Source organism: Janthinobacterium sp. B9-8 (assembly GCF_000969645.2).
Lineage (GTDB): Bacteria > Pseudomonadota > Gammaproteobacteria > Burkholderiales > Chitinibacteraceae > Iodobacter.
Genome location: NZ_CP014222.1, coordinates 3,635,688 through 3,657,398 on the forward strand (window position 1 = coordinate 3,635,688; position 21,711 = coordinate 3,657,398).

Sequence of the window (21,711 nt, forward strand, 5' to 3'; positions counted from 1 at the left end):
GCCTTAAGGTTTTCTCCGTGATCCTCCGTGTTCTCCTTTACTCCGTGGTTCAAGATTTGGGTTTAAAAATCTATATCAGATTCAAATAAAACAAACCGGAGCAAGAGTGAAATGAATTTAATCAGCGATTTACAAGCACGTGGCCTGATTGCCCAACTGACTGATGGCGATGCGCTAGAAAAACGGCTGGCTGAGAAATCTATTACTCTTTATTGCGGCTTTGATCCCACTGCAGACAGCCTGCACATCGGCAGCTTAGTTCCGATTCTGGTGCTCAAACGCTTCCAGGAAGCAGGCCACAAGCCGATTGCTCTGGTAGGTGGCGCCACCGGTATGATTGGCGACCCTAGCTTTAAAGCCACCGAACGCAAACTCAATACCCTCGATATTATCGATAGCTGGGTGGGCAAAATCCGTAAGCAAGCTGAGCCTTTCCTCAACTTTGAAGGCAGTAACGGCGCCATTATGGCCAATAACCACGATTGGTTTGGCAAGATGGACGTGCTGACTTTCTTGCGCGATATTGGCAAGCACTTCTCTGTGAACGCCATGATCAAAAAAGAAGCCGTGCAACAGCGAATTAACCGCGACGATTCCGGCATTTCTTTCACCGAATTCACCTACAGCCTGCTGCAAGGTTACGACTTTGTTGAGCTAAATAAGCAACACGGCTGCGAGCTGCAAATTGGTGGCTCTGACCAGTGGGGCAATATCACTGCCGGTACAGACCTCACCCGCCGCATGAATCAGCAACAGGTGTTTGGCCTAACCATGCCGCTGGTTACTAAATCGGACGGTACTAAATTTGGTAAGACTGAAAGCGGCACGATTTGGCTGGATGCTAAAAAAACCTCGCCATACAAGTTTTACCAATTCTGGCTGACCACAGCCGATGCCGATGTTTATAAATTCCTACGCTACTTCACCTTCCTAAGCACGCAAGAAATTGACGCCATTGAAGCGGCAGATAAAGAAGCTGCGGGCAAACCGGAAGGCCAGCGCATTCTGGCCGAACAAGTGACCACCTTGGTACACGGCAGCGAAGCCGTAGTTGCAGCACAGCGCATCAGCCAGAGCCTGTTTTCAGAAGATCAAAATTCACTGACAGAAGACGATTTTGAGCAGCTGGCACTCGATGGCTTGCCACATATTGAAATCAATAAAGACCAAACCGGCCTGCTCGATGCACTCGTTGCTGGCGAGCTAGCCACCTCCAAAAGCCAAGCCCGTGGCTTTATCGAAAGCGGCGCGGTGATTATCAACGGCGCTAAAATCACTGACGTGGCTTACAACCTGAGCGACGCAGACCGCCGTTACGGTAACTACACCCTGCTGCGCCGTGGTAAGAAAAATCATTGCCTGGTGATCTGGAAGTAAGTACACAGTAGCCACGGTGCAATGCGCCGTGGCCTGAATATTGAAAAAACCAACCTGCCCTACTTTCCAAGCCTCAAACTCAGAAATCCGTAGCCATAGCGTGCCAAGACGCCTTCGTGCAAGCGGCGCAGCTCTTCCACCATCAAAGCCTGCACACCAGAGCGGCTATCCTCAGCTACTTTTTCCAGCGCAATTTGCTGAATCACTAAAAAAGCATCTACATCTGGCTGCCTGACCACACCCCTAATCGCCGCTCTAATCACATCCCGCCATGCCAGCCGAATAGGATCTGGCTCGACAAGATTTTGCTTAATCGCCAAATATTCCTGCGTTGATCGCTCGTAAGCCCAAACGTATAAATGACGCAGCAACTCCACCTGCGTCATTTCATAAAGCCCCAAGGGTGGCGCGGCTATAAACTTGGAAAAGTATCCACTTCCCGCACATACACCGTAGCGGCTGCGACTGGGCTCTGATAATGTCGAGCAAAATACCGCCGAGCACGCCCCTCTCCCAACGCCATCATTTGCTGATCGGCAAGAAGCTGGCTAATCCAACGCTGCGCAGTTCGACTGCGGCACATCCTGATGCTGAGCCATAAGCTGTGCCAGAGTTAAGCCTGTTGGGGATGCTTGAATGCTGTAAGCAGCTTGATTGCAGTGGACATACTGACGTTTGGAGCAGTTTATTTATACAGCGCCATATTGGCTGAGCCAGATATAAAAAAAAACCACAACGAATCGCTGTGGTTTTCTGCATACTTTTAGTAAGGAAATGACTAGAGTAGCCTAGAAATCAAACGATCCGCCCTAAAGCGTGACAAGCGAGTCAGTAGCTTTTTAACAGGTGGCGGGTAATCCAGCACGGTTTCCAGCTCGCGGTAATAAGCAATACGCGTGGTATTCTTAGCAATTTCAGCTTTTTCCTGCTGTAATTGCTCTTTTAATTCATGTTTTGGATCATGAATAAGCAACGCGTTTTCCAAATCCAGACTAAACGCACGCGGGTTCAGATTATTACCGGTAAGCAGAATATAATCATCATCTACCCAAATGCCTTTCAAATGATAACTATGGCCGGGATCATTCCAAAGCATTAAATTAAGCTGGCCACGGTGAATATCTAATTGATGCAATTTAGCAAAACGACGTAAATGCGTTTCGTATAAATAGGGCAAAGCACCAATCGTTTTAAATGGCTCACTTTCAGGAATATAAAAGTCATTGGCTTTTTTCTCACCAACAATAATATCAACCTTCACGCCCTTTTGTAGCAAGCGATTGATTTCTTTGATCACAGTACGGGGCAAATTAAAATACGGGGTACAAATTTGCACATGCTGTTTGGCTGCCCCCAATAATTTAATAATCAGCCGGTTTAATGAATTACGTTTACCCACCCCTACAACCGGAGTAATGCCCAAGCCGGACACTTCATCCTGAGCATGATGAGTTGCATATTGAGCCACTTTAAGCCGCTGACGTAATTGTCGAATATCCGGGCTAATTTGCTTTGTGCTAGGAATAGGGTCTAAATCTAAGCGATAAACAGCGCTACTATTTAAGAACTCTGTTTGTAAGAAATTAACCATGCTATCGGCTAAAGCAGAATTTTTAATCACCTGGTATCGATCATAGCGATAGCGATCGCCTACATTTAAATACACATTATTTAAACTGGCACCGCTATACACCACGGTATCGTCAAAAATAAAGCCTTTCAGATGCAATACGCCAAATAGCTCGCGCGTTTGCACCGGCACGCCATAAATAGGCACATTCAGCTCGTGATCAAATCTAATGCGCTGATACCAAGCAGCATTTCCCGCCTGTGCACCTGCGCCAATCAGCCCGCGCTGCGCACGATGCCAATCGACAAAAACACGGATATCTAAATCCGGGCAACGTGCACGAGCGGCATATAAAGCATCTAAGATTTGCGCACCCGCTTCATCTTCCTGCAAATACAGCGCCGTAATATAGATCCGTGTTTGTGCCTTACTAATCAGATCGAGTAATTTCTGGCGAAATGACTCAGTCGTCAGCAAAGTCTGAAAATGAGCTGGATCTTGTGCAAAACGCGGCAAAGATGCCAAATATGAGCGGTTAGTTTCAAAAAGCATAAATGATCTGCAAAAGCAGTGTGACCTATCAAGCGGATTGAAGCCTAGTATCTTAGCACTATGCTTTCTAAGAAAGGAGATGTATTAATTGCAAGTAAAGGCATTGCGCAATTTTAAACACACGCGATTACTGACGGGTAATTTGAAAAACATCGCAGAGATAATTAAGGAAATTTTCATCCTCACACATTCCCTTACCCGCAGTATCACTCACTTTTGCCACCGGCTGCCCATTACAAGACACCAGTTTCATCACAATCTGCAGTGGCACTTGGCCGCAATCATTGGATAAGTGAGTGCCAATGCCAAAACCGGTACGAGTGCGTGGGGCAAAGTGGCGGTATAAAGCAATCGACTTATCCAACGTTAAACCATCACTGAAAACTAATTGCTTTGTACCATAATCAATATTCATTTTTTTATAATGGGCAATGACCTTTTCGCCCCATTCAAACGGATCGCCCGAATCATGGCGTAAGCCATCAAATAGTTTACAAAAATACAAATCAAAATCGCGTAAAAAAGCATCGGTTCCCACCACATCGGTAAGCGCAATACCTAAATCACCACGATACTCCCGCACCCAATGCTCCAGCGCATTGGTCTGAAAATCACGCAAACGCGAGCCAAAGCATTGAAACGCCTGCATATATTCATGCGCCATCGTGCCAATCGGCGTTACGCCATATTGCATCGCCAATAAAACATTGCTCGTACCACGAAAATAGGGTGCAGCCTCTTTGGTCAATAAACCGACCATTTCTGCATGCCAGACTCTGGAAAAACGCCGCCGTGTACCGAAATCAAAAAATACAAAGGGGTTAGCGGGCATAGCCCCGGCAGATAAATGCTTAAGGGTTGCTAATTTAGCCTGCAAATGCTCGCGGCCAATAATAAATGCGGCTTGTGCAGGAAACTGCCTAAAGTAAATTTCATTCACAATAGATAAAACATAAATCTCAAACAACATGCAATGCAACATCGGCCCGGCAACACGGATATCTAAATCATCAGGGTGAGCGTCTTGCACTGTAATGTGAATAAAGCGCCGCTGTAGCTGGAATAAACGCAAGAAATCAACAAAATCTGATTTGATAAAACGTAACTTAGCTAAATAGGCTAATTCTGGCTCGCTAAAGCGCAAAGAGCATAAATGATCCAGCTGGGCCTCAATTTCACTTTTAAGCAAGGCCAAAGGTAAAGCGGGCGTATTGCGGCATTTAAAAGCGTAAGCAGCTTGAGTCTCAGGCTGATGATGCAATATTTCTTGCATCATCGTAAATTTATAAAGATCGGTATCCAGCAAGGATTCGATCACTGGCGTGCAGCCAAGCATGAAAAGCTCCATTAAATAAACATGCTCTAAGAACTTCCGGTACTTGCAACACTCAATCTCAAAGCAAACACAGTAAACGACTTTGCCCGACTCGCGTCAAGCGGGCCATATGCTTGCCAGCCCGCAATAAATCCACCTTGTGATATGCACACATTCACGATAAGCCAACAAAACTTATACATACTACTGTCATGTTTCCCATTTAGCTTGTCAGCTTCTTTATCCTTATTTACTATCTGCTGCAGATTTCTTTATCTTATTAATCAAAAGCTTACAAACACGACAATCTCTCTACAACTTCTTACAGCGAGTGGCGCAATGACCCAAACAACCTTTCCTTCTCCCCTGGCTCTTTTGGAACAGGCCTGGGAATATTGCTTAGACACCACTCAGCGCTCAACACTTTTTCTTGATGTCATGCGGGAGCGAGGCAATATTTCGATTGCACATGCCCAAAATGGCAAACCGCCACTACTGGCCTTTGACTATGAATTGCTAATTGATGCTCGCAGCTTAGCTACGCCTTGCAACTATATGCTGCTGCGCGTACTCGCGCCGGCTGGCACGCCTATTGATGACACAAAACGCCCTTATATCATTATCGATCCAAGAGCGGGCCATGGTGCAGGAATAGGTGGCTTTAAAGCCGATTCACAAGTCGGCGTGGCCTTGCGGGCCGGGCACCCCGTTTATTTTGTGGGCTTTTATCCAGATCCGGTTCCCGGCCAGCGTTTACAAGACGTGATGCAGGCCGAGGCCTTATTTGTAGAAGAAGTGATCAAGCGCCACCCCAAAGCCCGCGGCAAGCCCTGCATTATTGGCAACTGCCAAGCAGGCTGGGCGGTTGCGGGTCTTGCCGCAATGCGTCCAGAGATTATGGGGCCGATCGTGCTCAATGGCGCGCCACTATCTTACTGGGCAGGCTCTGACGAACAAAACCCGATGCGCTATGCAGGCGGCGTCAATGGTGGCTCGTGGATGGCCGCACTGAGCGCAGATTTAGGCGGCGGTGTATTTGATGGCGCGCATCTAGTTAAAAACTTTGAAAACTTAAATCCTGCCAATACGATATGGGGGAAGCCTTACCATCTGTATGCCAATATCGATACCGAAGCGGAGCGTTACTTAGAGTTTGAACGTTGGTGGGGTGGGCACTTCCGCATGACGGGCCAAGAAATTGAAGTCATCGTCAATCAACTCTTTATTGGCAATAAGCTAGCAAGCGGACAAATCCAGACGCCAGACGGCAGCACCCTTGATTTACGCAAAATCACCGCACCTATTATTGTTTTTGCCTCTTGGGGCGACGATATCACGCCTCCGGCACAGGCTTTAAATTGGATTATCGACCTCTACGGCCACGAAAGCGCCATTGTGGAAGAAGGCCAGATCATTGTTTATTTACTGCATAAAGATGTCGGCCACCTAGGCATTTTTGTAGGCGGCAAAGTGGCGCGCAAAGAACATGCCGAACTAGTGAATGTAATGGAGATAGTGGAGTCTCTACCACCCGGCCTTTACGAAATGGTCATTGATGCCAAGACCGCTGATCTAGCCTATTCAGAACTAGAACAAGGTGACTACACCGTTAGCTTCGAGACCAGAAGCATTGAACAATTACGCCAAGTAGACCCCGGCACTCGTAGCGATGAAGCCATTTTTAGCACAGTGGCACAAGTTTCTGAAATTAACGATGCTATTTATAAAAATACAATACGCCCTGTTTTGCAGGCGGTGGTGACATCTGAAATAGGCGAATGGTCACGCAAGCTCAATCCGGAGGCCTTACAACGTTACGCTTATTCCGACTTCAACCCTCTCATGGCAGGCGTAGCCATTCAGGCAGAGCAAATTCGTCAATATCGCCACTCTGTATCAGCAGATAATTTTTTCCTGGGCCTAGAAAAACAAGCCTCCGAACTGATTATCGAATCGCTCAATAATTATCGTGATCTACGCAATGCCACCACCGCCAACTATGTAAAAGCAGTGTATGGCCCACTAGGGCTGGGTGCATTTTTTCCACCAGCAGCTCCGATAGAAGAAAAAGTGCGCACTGAAGCTGAGCAGCGCCTGAATACGCTTCGTAGCGAGGCTGAGCCACAATTTGAACAAGGCAGCTTTACCGAAGGCCTCGCTCGATTATTTGTGCTCGCCATGCATCACACTGGCAATATCGAACGACGCTCTTTCTTAATTGGCGACAGCATTAAAGCGAATTTGCCAGAAATTGACCCGATGGCGTGGCGACAAGCACTTGAAGAGCAAACCTTGCTCATTACCTTAGATGCGGAGCGCTCGGTAGCAACCTTACCTAAGCTCTTAAAAAATCTGACTGAGCGTAAGCGTGCCGTAGAAATCGTCGCTAAAGTAACGATGCTGGCCCCCGAGCTAGAAGATCCCTCATCGCCCCTTGCCATCAAGGCAAAAGAACTATTAGGCATTAAAGCCAGCCGAGCTAAACCTACTGCCAAAAACACCTAAAAGGCTGAATGAATGAGCTCAATCACCTTACAAAATCGCTGTTTTGATGAAATACAAATCGGCGATTGCGCGAGTGCGCAGCACACCTTGTCTATGCGTGATATTCAGCTTTTTGCCACCATAGCAGGAGACTTCAACCCAACGCATCTAGAGACCGCCTTTGCCAATCATGCCGGGTTTAGCGGGGCAACCGCCCCTAGCATGTGGCTGGGAGCGCAGATATCGGGGCTGCTAGGCAGCCAGCTACCAGGGCCTGGCACGGTTTATGTAGGGCAAAATCTACAATTTCATGCGGCGGCTATCTTAGGAGACACGCTGGAAATCAGCATTACCGTGCGAGAAAAATACCCAGAAAGCCATATCATCAGTTTTGATTGCCAATGCAGTAATCAGCATGCCCAAACTATTATGACAGGCATTGCCAAGGTTGTTGCCCCCTCAGAAAAAATCACCTTAACTCGCCCTGATGCAGGCCTTGTCAGCGTGCAAACCCATCATGCATTTGAGGCCCTGCTCGAGCGCTGCAACGAGCTGCCTGCCTTTAGCGTAGCCATTGCTCACCCTTGCGACGTTTCCTCACTAAAAGCAGCAATTGCAGTGGCAGAACAGAACTTAATGCAGCCGATTCTAGTTGGCCCAAGAGCCAAGATCCAAGCCATCGCCACACAATATGCTCTGGATATCAGCACCTTCAGAATCGAAGACGTAGCACATAGCCACGCAGCGGCCAACCGGGCAGTAGAGCTAGTCACCAGCGGGGAAGCACACATACTGATGAAGGGCAGCCTGCATACGGATGAGCTAATGAGCGCGGTAGTTAAAAGCACACTACGCACCGAGCGCCGGATCAGCCATGTATTTATTATGGATGTGCCGACTTATCATAAAGCGCTTTTGGTGACTGATGCAGCGATCAATATCTACCCCGACCTGCTGGATAAACTCGACATTTGCCAAAATGCCATCGATTTAGCGCACATCTTAGGAATTGCTAAGCCTAAAGTGGCTATTTTATCTGCGGTAGAAACCATCAATCCTAAAATCCTCTCTACCTTAGAAGCCGCCAGCCTGTGCAAAATGGCCGATAGAGGCCAGATCACCGGCGCAATTCTCGATGGCCCCTTAGCATTGGATAACGCCATTAGCTATGAATCGGCTCGCATTAAAAAAATCGACTCATCGGTCGCCGGGGATGCTGACATCTTACTGGTGCCCGATTTAGAAGCAGGCAATATTCTCGCCAAGCAACTCACCTTTATGAGTAATGCCGACGCAGCAGGGATTGTTTTAGGCGCCAGAGTGCCGATCGTGCTCACTAGCCGTGCGGATAGCGACCGCACCAAGCTTGCTTCTTGCGCGATTGCCTGCTTAATCGCCGAGGCCAGCAAGGCTAGCATTTAAAGATACTAATCACCCGTGCTCACATAGGATTAAAGCGATGACCAAGGCCATTCTGGTTCTGAACGCAGGCTCATCCAGCCTTAAGTTTTCTTTGTTTGAATATGAAGCAGCGAGTGATTTGCATCTTATGACCAAAGGGCAAGTTGAAGGCATAGGCACCGCGCCGCACTTTGTAGCCAAAGATCATCATAATCAGATTTTGGCCGATCAGCCTTTACCTGAAAGCAATCAAAGCATCGGCCATAGCGAGGGCCTGCACGCCATCGCCACCCTGCTACGTGACCAATATCCTGATCTTAAATTACTCGGTGTTGGCCATCGTGTGGTGCACGGCGGTGCGCACTATGCCGCACCACTCCGGCTTACCCCTGGCACGATAGGCGCACTCGAAGGGCTAACGCCCTTGGCCCCGCTGCATCAACCGCATAATCTGGCCGCTATTCGTGCCGTAGCAGAAGCACGGCCAGACTTGCCTCAGGTCGCCTGCTTTGATACGGCGTTTCATCGCAGCCAAGAGCAGATCAACCAATTATTTGGCCTGCCCTATAACTGCTATGAGCGTGGCATCCGCCGCTATGGCTTTCATGGCCTGTCTTATGAATACGTGTCTTCCGTGCTCAAGCAGCAAGAGCCTGAAGTGGCTGCAGGCAAAGTCGTGATCGCCCACTTAGGCAACGGGGCCAGCATGTGCGCCGTGCAAAATAGTAAAAGCGTGGCAAGCAGCATGGGGTTTACAGCATTAGATGGCCTGATGATGGGCACGCGCACCGGCAATCTGGATGCAGGTGTCGTCTTATATTTACTACAGCAGGAGCAACTTAGCGTTCAGCAAGTAGAAGAGCTACTTTATAAACGCTCCGGCCTACTTGGGCTATCGGGCATTAGCAGCGATATGCGCGTTTTACTCGATAGCCATGAACCGCAAGCCGCACTGGCCGTTGATTATTTCGTACATCGCATCAGCAGGGAACTAGGCTCGCTCGCCGCCAGCATGAATGGCTTGGATGCACTGGTTTTTACCGCAGGCATAGGCGAAAACAGCGCCATTATCCGCCAGCGAGTGTGTGAGCAAGCACAGTGGTTAGGCATCGAGATTGATCCCCATGCCAATGCCGCAAATGAATTCTGTATCAGTGCCATAGATAGCCCCACCACCGTATGGTTGATTCCAAGCAATGAGGAACTCATGATTGCACGCCATACTCGTACCCAACTCGGCTTGTGATTGGGCAAGCTGGCCGCACAGTACGCCCCTCCCACACTCAACCATTTAAGGACGCAAGATGACCCAGCTCAGCATCTCCCCGCATGAAACACTGGCAGGTAAAAAAGGCATTATCATCGGCATCGCTAACCAGCATTCCATCGCCTACGGCTGCGCTAAAGCATTCCAACAAAGAGGAGCCGAGCTAGCCATCACCTATATCAACGAAAAAGGCCGCCCCTATGTAGAGCCACTGGCTACCGAGCTGGAAGCCTCGATTTTTCTGCCTATGGATGTGCTGCAAGCAGGGCAAATGGAAGCCGTATTTGAAGAAGTTCGCAAAAAATGGGGCCGCTTGGATTTTGCCATTCACTCGATTGCCTTTGCCCCTAAAGAAGCCCTGCATGGTCGTGTGGTTGATGTCACCGAAGAAGACTTCCATACGGCAATGAAAGTCTCCTGCTATTCCTTTATCGAAATGGCCCGCCTTGCCGAGCCGCTGATGGATAAAGGCGGCACGCTGTTTGCCATGAGCTATTACGGCGCAGAAAAAGTGATCAAAAATTACAATATCATGGGGCCGGTAAAAGCCGCGCTAGAGTCCGTCTGCCGCTATACCGCTGCCGAGCTAGGCCCTAAGGGAATTCGCGTGCATGCTATCTCGCCCGGCCCACTCAAAACCCGTGCTGCGTCAGGCATTGCAGAGTTTGATGAATTACTCGATAAAGCGGCCGCCGAAGCCCCCGCCCGCTCGCTCGTGAGCATCGAAGATGTAGGTGCCGCCTGCGCTGGCCTTGCATCAGACAGTGCGAGGCTAATTACCGGCGGCACTATTTATATTGATGGTGGTTTTCATATCATGGGCTGATGATCTGCGCCCTGTTCCACGTGAAACGGCTTTGCTGCAAAGACAGCAAAGCCGTTTTTGTTTAGCACAAGAGCACTATGGCGTGATTAGCGCCCCATTTCTTTCAAGTATTCATTGCGGGCCGCAACGGCAGTATCAGCAAAATCACTAAATACGCCATCAATCCCTAGGCGGAAAAACGCTTTGTATTCTGCTTTAGGATCATTTTTAAAATCAGCTGGAATACGGCGCTTTTCATTGCGGAAAGTATAAGCATGCACCATCAAACCTGCTTTATGCGCGTCGCTAATCAAGGTAGAAGGCGCAATGCTTGAGGCATCTGAGTAATCAACTTTGCCATCGCCGTTCACATCCATCACCTTGCCATCAGCAGCAAGCTGGCCTTTCACCGAAATAATATAAGGTTTCCAAGGGCCAATACCATCTGCATAGGTTTTGATTTCAGCAAGGCCTGCGGGTGTCAGCATATCGGTAAAAAACCGCTTATCACCCGAAGTATTCCAGTCAAATGGGCGATCATAAGGGTAGGCTAGTGTCACCTTGCCTGTTTTCAAATCAACATCATCACCATCCACCAGCTGAATTAGCTTGGTCTTTAAGCCCTTCTCTTTCATATATTTCAAGCTGCTTGGCTCAAAGCTTTGCACAAAAATCGGTGCAGTCTTGCTGTTCCAGCCTGCTTTATTAATCATTTCAATGACTTTATCTTCCAAAGCCAGCTTTATATTTCTATGATAAGTAGGATTTTTGGTTTCAGGATAAACCGCGATACTACGGCTGCTCGTCGATTTGAGCTTGGCTAAATCAATAATCTCTTGAAACGTTGGAATTGCATACAGCCCATTAAATTGCTGTGGACGTGCTGGATCCGTGGTGATTTTGGCGCGCAGCGTTTTGATCTCAGCCAAAGTAAAATCGCTGGCAAACCAACCATCAAACGCTTCGCCATCTACCTTATCTTTTCGCTTACGATTTGCAAATTCTGGGCGGCTATCCACGTCAGTGCTGCCGCTAAGCTCAGGATCATGACGTGAAATCAACACGCCATCTTTTGTCGAGATCAAATCAGGCTCAATCGCATCCGCGCCCATCTCAATGGCTTTCGCATAAGCCTCAAGCGTATGCTCAGGCAAAACACCTGAAGCCCCACGATGAGCCACAACTAAAGGCTGCTGGCCATCCAGTGTTAATAAAGCAGGCTTTACTGCCTCTGGTGTTGCATCATCACTACCACCACCACAAGCACTCAAAGCGAGAGCAATACTACAAGCGAGGATCGAAGGTTTTAACATGGCGTATTGATCTGCAAATAGATAAAACGCTCATTTTAGAAACAATTAATTGCATTATTAAGTCATAAAAATGACGTATAGATGAATTTTAAAAAGGATCTAATAAAGCAGCTATATTGCCTATGCCTGATGCTCAGAGCAGTAGCGGTCATCTGCAACAAAGCCAAGCTAGTATGGTCACTTTTCAACCCGTATTGTTTATAAAAGCAGGTGTTATGGCTGCAAATTTAGTCGGCAATTATGGCTCAGACCAAACAGGAATGATTTGTGGCTATTTATTTCTACCCGGCTTACCCGGCCAGCAAATTGAATCAGAACAAATCAAAGATTATCTAAAGACGGCAAATAGCGAAGCTTCAGAAGAATATTTATGGCTGCATTTTAACCTGACCAATATTGCGGCAGAAAAATGGCTTAAAGCCAATCTCTGCCTGTCCGAGCAATTCTTCGAAGCCTTACATGAAGGCACGCAATCAACCCGTATTGAATACGCCGATCACAGCCTGATTGGCGTAGTGAATGATGTTTTATTTGATTTTGCTTTCAACGCCTCAGATACCGCCACCCTCTGGATGAGTGCGGACCGGCATGTATTGATTACCGCACGCAGCAAGCCGTTACGCTCGATTGATAAGCTACGCGATCATGTGCGGGCAGGAGCACTCTTTCGCTCTCCCGTTGATTTGATGGTTAATCTCTTACGCGATCAGGCCGATGTCTTAATAAAGATCGTGCGGGAAGCGGCGGTAAAAGTAGATAAAGAAGAAGACCGGCTGCTCACCTATCGTCCCAATATCAAACTGGCAGATTTAGGCGTACTGCGACGCGTGCTAGTGCGTTTATGCCGCTTATTAGCCCCCGAGCCAGCCGCCCTGTTCAGGCTATTAAACAGGCCTCCCGAGTGGATCTCTCCATACGATGTACAAGATCTACGCCAATCTACTGAAGAGTTTTCAGCGGTTTTAAGTGATATCTCCGCTCTGGTAGAGCGCATCAAGCTATTACAAGAAGAAGTGGCTGCCAAAGTAAGCGAGCAAACCAACCGCAGCATTTATATTCTTACCGTAGTGACAGTGCTGGCACTGCCGGTCAATATTATTGCCGGTTTAATGGGTATGAACGTGGGAGGCATACCACTTGCCGAACACCCACATGGCTTCTGGATGATTGTTGCAGTCATCATGATTATTTTAATATTCGCCGCCACTTGGGCTTTTCGCAATAAAGACTAAAAATAATTACTCTAACCTAAAACCATAAACTCAGCCTTTTGCAGGCATCTTAGTTTATGCCAAGCTTTGTAAGCTTTTCTTATCAATGGCTTTTTTATCTTCTGTTTATGCATAAATTGGGCAATTAATTCAGCATCATGCAATTTACCAATCGCCGTTTGAGCTTGTTTAAGCGGTATTTGCAATTGATTTACCCTATTAGGCAACCACTTCGCGGCAAGCAGCGATAAATAACGCAGCCGCTTAATTGTCAGCCGCCGCTCATGCCATTGCTCTAACGATGGAGATTCATTCTTCGCGGCTTGATCCAGACAATTCTCATAGCCTTTCGCTTGTGATTTAATCCTCCGCTTCAAAAGCAAAGAGCCACAAACCTCAATTCTCAAACGGCATTGCTGCAGAGAAATATGAGCAAGTTGTGCAAAATCAGGCCCCGCTAAAGCGGCTGAAATCGCAGCCAGGCCTTCACGGTGTGTTACAGCTAATGCAGCTCTTTGCGATGCACTCATCTGCTCCCCCACCAAAGAGAGCAACACTTCGGCATCTCGGGTTGGCCCTGTAAATTGAGCCAAGGCCTTCCATGCGGCAAGAATTCTGCCATCCAGCCGCTTTGAGCGCTTCAGCACAATGGGCAGCAAAGAGCGCAAACTACGCAATGCCACACGAAAATCATGCAATGCCTCTGCATCCTGCCCATTCAGCAACCGCGTACGTGCAGCATCAAGCCGACTTAGCTGCACCGCAATAATCTGCAAAAACTCATTCTTTTTAGGCATAGCTATCCCAACACCCTATGAATATTGATCAGCAGTAGCATGAGCAAGAAAACCATCTTCAACCTTGCATTAGCCATAAAAAACCTGCCAATTAAACCCCTAGTTTACTTTCATAGCAAGAACTTGATCCTGAATACAATCCTCCTTAAGCGCAGCTTCGCAAGGAAACTAGGCAAACATCACTTCACATAGATCGGGTAGCAGTCTGCATGTGAGGTTTACCTCGTGTAGGTTGGGGTAGCAGCTTTATCGCTTAACCCAACACGCAAACCACGGGTGGTTCTTGCAACCACTTTTCTTCCGCGCAAAGCAAAACCCCCGCCTCTTTCGAGTACGGGGGTTCTGTTTACTGCATAAGGTGTCTGGCAATGACCTACTTTCACACAGGTAATCTGCACTATCATCGGCGCTAAGGTGTTTCACTGTCCTGTTCGGGATGGGAAGGAGTGGGACCACCTCGCTATGGTCGCCAGACTTTAACGGGTTAACACGTTGTGCTTATTGCTCCACAACGCATTCAGTTCAATAGAAGAAGTAATTCAATACTCAAACTTAACTCTTAATCTGGGTAGATTATACCGTCGCGCACACGCGTCTCAGGTTATAGGATCAAGCCTTACGGGCAATTAGTATCGGTTAGCTTAACACATTACTGCGCTTCCACACCCGACCTATCAACGTCCTGGTCTCGAACGACCCTTTAAAAGGCTTAAAGCCTTGGGGAAATCTCATCTTGAGGCGAGTTTCGCGCTTAGATGCTTTCAGCGCTTATCTCTTCCAGATTTAGCTACCCGGCGATGCCACTGGCGTGACAACCGGTACACCAGAGATCTGTCCACTCCGGTCCTCTCGTACTAGGAGCAGCCCCCCTCAAATTTCCAACGCCCACTGCAGATAGGGACCAAACTGTCTCACGACGTTTTGAACCCAGCTCACGTACCACTTTAAATGGCGAACAGCCATACCCTTGGGACCGGCTACAGCCCCAGGATGTGATGAGCCGACATCGAGGTGCCAAACTCCGCCGTCGATGTGAACTCTTGGGCGGAATCAGCCTGTTATCCCCGGAGTACCTTTTATCCGTTGAGCGATGGCCCTTCCATTCAGAACCACCGGATCACTATGTCCTGCTTTCGCACCTGCTCGACTTGTCTGTCTCGCAGTTAAGCCGCCTTATGCCATTACACTATCAGTACGATGTCCGACCGTACCTAGGCGACCTTCGAGCTCCTCCGTTACAATTTGGGAGGAGACCGCCCCAGTCAAACTGCCTACCATGCACGGTCCCCGATCCGGATAACGGACCAAGGTTAGAACCTCAAAGGGGTCAGGGTGGTATTTCAAGGACGACTCCACACAGACTAGCGTCCATGCTTCAATGTCTCCCACCTATCCTACACAAACCACTTCAAAGTCCAATGCAAAGCTACAGTAAAGGTTCACGGGGTCTTTCCGTCTAGCAGCGGGGAGATTGCATCTTCACAAACATTTCAACTTCGCTGAGTCTCAGGAGGAGACAGTAGGGCCATCGTTACGCCATTCGTGCGGGTCGGAACTTACCCGACAAGGAATTTCGCTACCTTAGGACCGTTATAGTTACGGCCGCCGTTTACTGGGACTTCAGTCAAGAGCTTGCACCCCATCATTTAATCTTCCAGCACCGGGCAGGCGTCACACCCTATACGTCGTCTTTCGACTTTGCAGAGTGCTGTGTTTTTGATAAACAGTCGCAGCCCCCATTTCTCTGCGACCCATTTCTGCTCCAGCCGCAAGGGCCTTCACATACTCTGGGCTCACCTTCTCCCGAAGTTACGGTGATAATTTGCCGAGTTCCTTCTCCTGAGTTCTCTCAAGCACCTTAGAATTCTCTTCCTACCCACCTGTGTCGGTTTGCGGTACGGTCAATATAAAGCTGAAGCTTAGAGGCTTTTCTTGGAAGCATAGGATCAATCACTTCAGTCCGAAGACTTCGTCGTCACGTCTCAGCGTTAAAGCAGCCCGGATTTGCCTAAGCCACACGCCTACTCGCTTAAACCACCTATTCCAACAGATGGCTGACCTACCTTTCTCCGTCCCCCATCGCACTTTACATCGGTACGGGAATATTAACCCGTTGTCCATCGACTACGCATTTCTGCCTCGCCTTAGGGGCCGACTCACCCTGCGCCGATGAACGTTGCGCAGGAAACCTTGGGTTTTCGGTGTGCGGGCTTTTCACCCGCATTATCGCTACTCATGTCAGCATTCGCACTTCCGATACCTCCAGCATCCTTCTCAAGACACCTTCGCAGGCCTACGGAACGCTCCTCTACCATATGCACATCGTGCATATTCGCGTCTTCGGTTATCAGTTTGAGCCCCGTTACATCTTCCGCGCAGGACGACTCGACCAGTGAGCTATTACGCTTTCTTTAAATGATGGCTGCTTCTAAGCCAACATCCTGGCTGTCTATGCCTTCCCACCTCGTTTTCCACTTAACTGATTATTTGGGACCTTAGACGGCGATCTGGGTTGTTTCCCTCTTGACCATGGACGTTAGCACCCACAGTCTGTCTCCCATGCTCGCACTTGACGGTATTCAGAGTTTGCCATGGTTTGGTAAGTCGCGATGACCCCCTAGCCATAACAGTGCTTTACCCCCGTCAGTGATACATGAGGCACTACCTAAATAGTTTTCGAGGAGAACCAGCTATTTCCAAGTTTGTTTAGCCTTTCACCCCTATCCACAGCTCATCCCCTAATTTTGCAACATTAGTGGGTTCGGACCTCCAGTGCGTGTTACCGCACCTTCATCCTGGCCATGGATAGATCACTTGGTTTCGGGTCTACGCCCAGCAACTATGCGCCCTATTCGGACTCGGTTTCCCTACGCCTCCCCTACTCGGTTAAGCTTGCTACTGAACGTAAGTCGCTGACCCATTATACAAAAGGTACGCAGTCACCCCATTTTTCAAGGGCTCCCACTGTTTGTATGCATCCGGTTTCAGGTTCTATTTCACTCCCCTCCCGGGGTTCTTTTCGCCTTTCCCTCACGGTACTGGTTCACTATCGGTCGATGATGAGTATTTAGCCTTGGAGGATGGTCCCCCCATCTTCAAACAGGATTTCTCGTGTCCCGCCCTACTTGTCGCATGCTTAGTACCAACCAATCTTTTTCGTGTACGGGGCTATCACCCACTGTCGCCAGACTTTCCAGACTGTTCCACTAAAGTTTGATTTATCACATGCAGGCTCTTCCCATTTCGCTCGCCACTACTTTGGGAATCTCGGTTGATTTCTTTTCCTTCGGCTACTTAGATGTTTCAGTTCGCCGAGTTCGCTCTACACTGCCTATGTATTCAGCAGTGAGTGACCCAAAAGGGCCGGGTTTCCCCATTCGGATATCTACGGATCAATGCTTATTTGCCAGCTCCCCGTAGCTTTTCGCAGGCTAACGCGTCCTTCTTCGCCTATCATCGCCAAGGCATCCACCAGATGCACTTAGTCGCTTGATCCTATAACCTCAAACACGTGTTGCACTCTATTCGTCAATGAAGACGAGCAAAGCGATTCACATCCTTAAAGTATCTGATTTCGCTTTGTTTGCGACATCGATCATTCAGTTCTGACTTCGAATAATCGATTTTGATACAATCTACCCTTATTTATTTCTAAATTTGAGTATTACTTCTTCTATTTTTTTAAAGATCAATTTACTGTCTTGCTGATTTTAGAAATCAGAATTAATGTGACTTTGATAAGCCCTATTAATTCCGAATCCTATTCAACAATCCTTAAACCTACAGTCGATGAGTGTGAGTACTCAATCCAAAAGACTTTTCTCTTGAAAGGAGGTGATCCAGCCGCAGGTTCCCCTACGGCTACCTTGTTACGACTTCACCCCAGTCATGAATCCCACCGTGGTAAGCGGCCTCCTTACGGTTAGCCTACCTACTTCTGGTGAAACCCATTCCCATGGTGTGACGGGCGGTGTGTACAAGGCCCGGGAACGTATTCACCGCGACATGCTGATCCGCGATTACTAGCGATTCCGACTTCATGGAGTCGAGTTGCAGACTCCAATCCGGACTACGATCGGTTTTATGAGATTAGCTCCACCTCGCGGCTTGGCAACCCTCTGTACCGACCATTGTATGACGTGTGAAGCCCTAGCCATAAGGGCCATGAGGACTTGACGTCATCCCCACCTTCCTCCGGTTTGTCACCGGCAGTCTCCTTAAAGTGCCCAACTAAATGGTAGCAACTAAGGACAAGGGTTGCGCTCGTTGCGGGACTTAACCCAACATCTCACGACACGAGCTGACGACAGCCATGCAGCACCTGTGTTCAAGTTCCTTGCGGCACTCCTCTATCTCTAAAGGATTCTTGACATGTCAAGGCTAGGTAAGGTTTTTCGCGTTGCATCGAATTAATCCACATCATCCACCGCTTGTGCGGGCCCCCGTCAATTCCTTTGAGTTTTAGCCTTGCGGCCGTACTCCCCAGGCGGTCTACTTCACGCGTTAGCTGCGTTACTAAGGAACGAATTCCCCAACAACTAGTAGACATCGTTTAGGGCGTGGACTACCAGGGTATCTAATCCTGTTTGCTCCCCACGCTTTCGTGCATGAGTGTCAGTATTAGCCCAGGGGGTTGCCTTCGCCATCGGTGTTCCTCCGCATCTCTACGCATTTCACTGCTACACGCGGAATTCCACCCCCCTCTGCCATACTCTAGTTGAACAGTTTGCAATGCAATTCCCAGGTTGAGCCCGGGGCTTTCACATCACACTTAATCAACCACCTGCGCACCCTTTACGCCCAGTAATTCCGATTAACGCTTGGACCCTACGTATTACCGCGGCTGCTGGCACGTAGTTAGCCGGTCCTTATTCTTCCGGTACTGTCATCCCCAATGGATATTAGCCACTAGGATTTCCTCCCGAACAAAAGCGCTTTACAACCCGAAGGCCTTCTTCACGCACGCGGCATTGCTGGATCAGGCTTGCGCCCATTGTCCAAGATTCCCCACTGCTGCCTCCCGTAGGAGTCTGGACCGTGTCTCAGTTCCAGTGTGGCGGATCGTCCTCTAAGACCCGCTACAGATCGTTGCCTTGGTGAGCCTTTACCTCACCAACTAGCTAATCTGATATCGGCCGCTCTAATAACGAGAGGTCTTGCGATCCCCCTCTTTCCCCCTCAGGGCGTATGCGGTATTAGCTATCCTTTCGGATAGTTATCCCCCATTACTAGGTACGTTCCGATATATTACTCACCCGTTCGCCACTCGTCAGCGGTGCAAGCACCCTGTTACCGTTCGACTTGCATGTGTAAAGCATGCCGCCAGCGTTCAATCTGAGCCAGGATCAAACTCTTTAGTTTAATCACTATGCTAGTACTTACTGGCTTACTTTATTCAGAGCAACCATCGCTGGTTACTCCTTACTAATGCAAGCACTTGTTTCGCTTCCAAATCAAGCACTCACACTCATCGACTGTATTTTTTTAAAGATCGTTTCGCCACTGCTCGAACACTGTGTTGCTGTGTGTGCTGCAGCGAGAGGCCGAAATATACGGGCTGGAGCCGCATCGGTCAACACCCTTGCTGAGATAAAACTAATTAAGTCGCTAAGTCATTGATCTAACTAACATCTGTTTTGTTTCTTTTTTACCTTCACACCGTAAAGCCACAGACCGGCGCCGTTTTAATATTGAAAACTTCTCAAAAAACCTGCGGGTTTTGATCATTTATTCAGTAATCAGGAAAAATCAAGCTCACGAATCTACATATACATTGTTATGGCGCTGCTTTGGGCTTTTCTAGCGATGCATTCATCTGATCCACACTGATTTCATTCTTGCCACCATTGGGCATGCCAAACATATCGGCCATTTGCTGTGCTTGATCTTGCGTGAGTACTAATAGCTCGATGCGGCGATTAGATGCGGCTTGTGGATTTTGTACGTCGTAAGGGGCTCGATCGGCCATGCCGACAACTTGCAAGATATTCTCTACAGGCATGCCGCCTTCCAAGAGACCGACTCTGGCGGCCATCGCTCGGTTGCTGGATAAGCTCCAATTAGAGAACGCGGCGTAATTGGCATTCTTATATTGCATTGAATCAGTATGCCCAATCACTAAGAGCTGGTGATCTATGCGGGAGAAAATCGCCCCCATTTTCAGCAGCAATCGCCGAAAGCGCTCGCTAGGCACTTGGCTGCCACGCTCAAACATGCCCTGCTTATCGGTATCGTGCAGCATGATGCGCAAGCCATAAGGGGTAATAATGGTTTGGATATTTTCAGAAAGCCCTGCTTCTTTAAATAGCTGTAGAAATGTTTGTGCTAATTCCTGCATATCGCGCGGAGTGTCGTACTGTTTTTTAGGCGAGGCATTATCTGAATATTGCAAAGAAGCCTGGGCGCCGCCGCCCTGCCCCTGAGCAGATTGAATCGCTCCCGATTGATTGGTACCAAGTACTGGCTCACGTGGGATTAAACTTCCTTTGGGATTGCCTTGATGATCAATCAGCTCTCGATTGCCATTGCTAGCTAAAGAGCGCCCCGCGCCATTACGCAATACGCGCTCGATATTTTCTTTATCGCGGGCTGAAAGCACCCATAGCACTAGAAACAAACACATCAAAGCCAATACGAAATCCGCAAAGGCCACTTTCCAAGCACCGCCGTGTGCTTCAGAACTTTGCTTGCGTGAAACCCGGCGGATAATTGTTTCTTCATGCTTATTATTCTTATTACTCAATTAAGCCGTTCCCTCTAGCGTGTTGATCCACGTTTCAAGCTGAGAAAAACTTGGCTTAATATTCAGCTGCACCAAACGACGCCCCGCATCAATTGCCAGCAAAGGCGGCTTGCCCGATACATGCGTCACCAGCACCACTTTTACGCATTCCAAATTAGATAGCTCTTCTTTCACCAGCTGATGCATCATATTGCACAGCGGATCAAGCACGCCGTAGCAGAGGAAAATACCGATAAATGTCCCTACCATCGCGGCCCCCACGCGCTCGCTGATTTCGGCGACTTCAGCGCCTTCACTAATGGTATGCATGGTCATCACAATCCCCAGCACCGCAGCCAAGATACCAAAGCCGGGCATACCTTCAGAGATCTTATGCAGCGATTTGGAAGGCTGATTTAGCTCTTCGTGAATCGCTTCTAATTCCTGCTCCAATACGCCTTCTAATTCATGCGCATTGATTTTTCCCATCGCCATCAGGCGGAAGTTATCCACAATAAATGCAAGCAATTTGGGTTGTTCCAGAACAAGTGGGTAACGCTGAAATAATGCGCTTTCTCTTGGCGATTCGACGTGCTGATCTAATGCTTTAAGCCCTTGGCCCGCAGTAATCAGCAGCTCATACATCAATAATAATAATTGGCGCTGAAAATCCGGCCCCTGCTTCTTGCCCATCACCACACGGCGGATTTGCCCCAGCATTTCTGCCAGCACATGCTTAGGATTACCCAGCACCAGCGCACCAAAGCCCGCGCCAATAATAATAAGCAGCTCAACCGGTTGCCAGATTAGGTGGAAAGTACCCCCAATCAAAAAAAAGCCACCAAACACACACATCATCACGATGCCGATACCTAAGAACAGCTGCATGCTTTATTCC

14 protein-coding genes and 3 rRNA genes are annotated in these 21,711 nt (G+C 48.5%); 7 read left to right on the plus strand and 10 right to left on the minus strand.

The features are described from left to right. The first annotated feature begins 111 nt into the window (after positions 1 to 111). Positions 112 to 1,377, plus strand: a complete 1,266-nt coding sequence (tyrS, locus tag VN23_RS16375; RefSeq protein WP_046352502.1) for a tyrosine--tRNA ligase — start codon at positions 112 to 114, stop codon at positions 1,375 to 1,377. Between the two features lie 59 nt (positions 1,378 to 1,436). Here the strand turns inward: tyrS and VN23_RS16380 are convergent, their stop codons facing one another. Continuing rightward, positions 1,437 to 1,763: a hypothetical protein gene (locus tag VN23_RS16380; RefSeq protein WP_046352501.1), complete on the minus strand. Its 327-nt coding sequence runs from the start codon at positions 1,761 to 1,763 to the stop codon at positions 1,437 to 1,439. A 92-nt stretch (positions 1,764 to 1,855) separates the two neighbouring features. On the opposite strand from VN23_RS16380, the gene VN23_RS22310 reads away from it, so the two are divergent. Then, entirely contained in the window at positions 1,856 to 1,978 is a 123-nt protein-coding gene (locus VN23_RS22310; protein ID WP_257722031.1) for a hypothetical protein, read from the plus strand. A 177-nt stretch (positions 1,979 to 2,155) separates the two neighbouring features. On the opposite strand, the gene pssA is transcribed toward VN23_RS22310, so the two are convergent. Both pssA and pncB read right to left on the minus strand, forming a co-directional pair. Further along, complete coding sequence (gene pssA / locus VN23_RS16385; protein ID WP_052746655.1) at positions 2,156 to 3,499, minus strand: CDP-diacylglycerol--serine O-phosphatidyltransferase; 1,344 nt, start codon at positions 3,497 to 3,499, stop codon at positions 2,156 to 2,158. Between the two features lie 127 nt (positions 3,500 to 3,626). Next, positions 3,627 to 4,835, minus strand: coding sequence for a nicotinate phosphoribosyltransferase (gene pncB, locus VN23_RS16390; RefSeq protein WP_046352500.1), 1,209 nt, complete (start codon positions 4,833 to 4,835; stop codon positions 3,627 to 3,629). A 318-nt stretch (positions 4,836 to 5,153) separates the two neighbouring features. On the opposite strand from pncB, the gene VN23_RS16395 reads away from it, so the two are divergent. The 4 genes from VN23_RS16395 to fabI are packed head-to-tail and all read left to right on the plus strand — an operon-like array spanning position 5,154 to position 10,792. Next, positions 5,154 to 7,319, plus strand: a complete 2,166-nt coding sequence (locus VN23_RS16395; RefSeq protein ID WP_046352499.1) for a DUF3141 domain-containing protein — start codon at positions 5,154 to 5,156, stop codon at positions 7,317 to 7,319. A gap of 12 nt (positions 7,320 to 7,331) precedes the next feature. Beyond that, positions 7,332 to 8,720 (plus strand): bifunctional enoyl-CoA hydratase/phosphate acetyltransferase, encoded by a 1,389-nt coding sequence (locus tag VN23_RS16400; protein WP_046352498.1) that lies wholly within the window; start codon positions 7,332 to 7,334, stop codon positions 8,718 to 8,720. 37 nt (positions 8,721 to 8,757) lie between these two features. After that, positions 8,758 to 9,945: an acetate/propionate family kinase gene (locus tag VN23_RS16405; protein ID WP_046352497.1), complete on the plus strand. Its 1,188-nt coding sequence runs from the start codon at positions 8,758 to 8,760 to the stop codon at positions 9,943 to 9,945. 58 nt (positions 9,946 to 10,003) lie between these two features. Beyond that, positions 10,004 to 10,792, plus strand: coding sequence for an enoyl-ACP reductase FabI (gene fabI / locus VN23_RS16410; protein WP_046352496.1), 789 nt, complete (start codon positions 10,004 to 10,006; stop codon positions 10,790 to 10,792). A gap of 86 nt (positions 10,793 to 10,878) precedes the next feature. On the opposite strand, the gene VN23_RS16415 is transcribed toward fabI, so the two are convergent. Beyond that, entirely contained in the window at positions 10,879 to 12,084 is a 1,206-nt protein-coding gene (locus tag VN23_RS16415) for a glycerophosphodiester phosphodiesterase (RefSeq protein WP_046352495.1), read from the minus strand. A 215-nt stretch (positions 12,085 to 12,299) separates the two neighbouring features. Between VN23_RS16415 and VN23_RS16420 the strand changes: the two genes are divergently transcribed. Beyond that, positions 12,300 to 13,316: a transporter gene (locus VN23_RS16420; RefSeq protein ID WP_046352633.1), complete on the plus strand. Its 1,017-nt coding sequence runs from the start codon at positions 12,300 to 12,302 to the stop codon at positions 13,314 to 13,316. A gap of 11 nt (positions 13,317 to 13,327) precedes the next feature. Here the strand turns inward: VN23_RS16420 and VN23_RS16425 are convergent, their stop codons facing one another. The 6 genes from VN23_RS16425 to motA all read right to left on the minus strand — a co-directional run bounded on the left by VN23_RS16425 (position 13,328) and on the right by motA (position 21,701). After that, positions 13,328 to 14,092 carry a CHAD domain-containing protein gene (locus VN23_RS16425; RefSeq protein ID WP_046352494.1) on the minus strand — a complete coding sequence of 255 codons (765 nt, stop codon included), beginning with the start codon at positions 14,090 to 14,092 and terminating at the stop codon, positions 13,328 to 13,330. Positions 14,093 to 14,452: 360 nt separating this feature from the next. Continuing rightward, positions 14,453 to 14,566, minus strand: a 5S ribosomal RNA gene (rrf, locus tag VN23_RS16430). 131 nt (positions 14,567 to 14,697) lie between these two features. Continuing rightward, positions 14,698 to 17,587, minus strand: a 23S ribosomal RNA gene (locus VN23_RS16435). Positions 17,588 to 17,919: 332 nt separating this feature from the next. Further along, a 16S ribosomal RNA gene (locus tag VN23_RS16440) occupies positions 17,920 to 19,453 on the minus strand. Together the 16S, 23S and 5S rRNA genes form the textbook arrangement of a ribosomal RNA operon. Positions 19,454 to 19,868: 415 nt before the next feature. After that, positions 19,869 to 20,834 carry a flagellar motor protein MotB gene (locus tag VN23_RS16445; protein ID WP_046353550.1) on the minus strand — a complete coding sequence of 322 codons (966 nt, stop codon included), beginning with the start codon at positions 20,832 to 20,834 and terminating at the stop codon, positions 19,869 to 19,871. Continuing rightward, entirely contained in the window at positions 20,835 to 21,701 is an 867-nt protein-coding gene (gene motA / locus VN23_RS16450; protein WP_046353551.1) for a flagellar motor stator protein MotA, read from the minus strand. Between the last annotated feature and the right edge of the window lie 10 nt (positions 21,702 to 21,711).

Coding starts and splice junctions, on each gene's coding strand:
- tyrS (WP_046352502.1), top strand. CDS start 112: ATGAATTTAATCAGCGATTTACAAGCACGTGGCCTGATTGCCCAACTG.
- VN23_RS16380 (WP_046352501.1), bottom strand. CDS start 1,763: ATGACGCAGGTGGAGTTGCTGCGTCATTTATACGTTTGGGCTTACGAG.
- VN23_RS22310 (WP_257722031.1), top strand. CDS start 1,856: ATGTCGAGCAAAATACCGCCGAGCACGCCCCTCTCCCAACGCCATCAT.
- pssA (WP_052746655.1), bottom strand. CDS start 3,499: ATGCTTTTTGAAACTAACCGCTCATATTTGGCATCTTTGCCGCGTTTT.
- pncB (WP_046352500.1), bottom strand. CDS start 4,835: ATGCTTGGCTGCACGCCAGTGATCGAATCCTTGCTGGATACCGATCTT.
- VN23_RS16395 (WP_046352499.1), top strand. CDS start 5,154: ATGACCCAAACAACCTTTCCTTCTCCCCTGGCTCTTTTGGAACAGGCC.
- VN23_RS16400 (WP_046352498.1), top strand. CDS start 7,332: ATGAGCTCAATCACCTTACAAAATCGCTGTTTTGATGAAATACAAATC.
- VN23_RS16405 (WP_046352497.1), top strand. CDS start 8,758: ATGACCAAGGCCATTCTGGTTCTGAACGCAGGCTCATCCAGCCTTAAG.
- fabI (WP_046352496.1), top strand. CDS start 10,004: ATGACCCAGCTCAGCATCTCCCCGCATGAAACACTGGCAGGTAAAAAA.
- VN23_RS16415 (WP_046352495.1), bottom strand. CDS start 12,084: ATGTTAAAACCTTCGATCCTCGCTTGTAGTATTGCTCTCGCTTTGAGT.
- VN23_RS16420 (WP_046352633.1), top strand. CDS start 12,300: ATGGCTGCAAATTTAGTCGGCAATTATGGCTCAGACCAAACAGGAATG.
- VN23_RS16425 (WP_046352494.1), bottom strand. CDS start 14,092: ATGCCTAAAAAGAATGAGTTTTTGCAGATTATTGCGGTGCAGCTAAGT.
- motA (WP_046353551.1), bottom strand. CDS start 21,701: ATGCAGCTGTTCTTAGGTATCGGCATCGTGATGATGTGTGTGTTTGGT.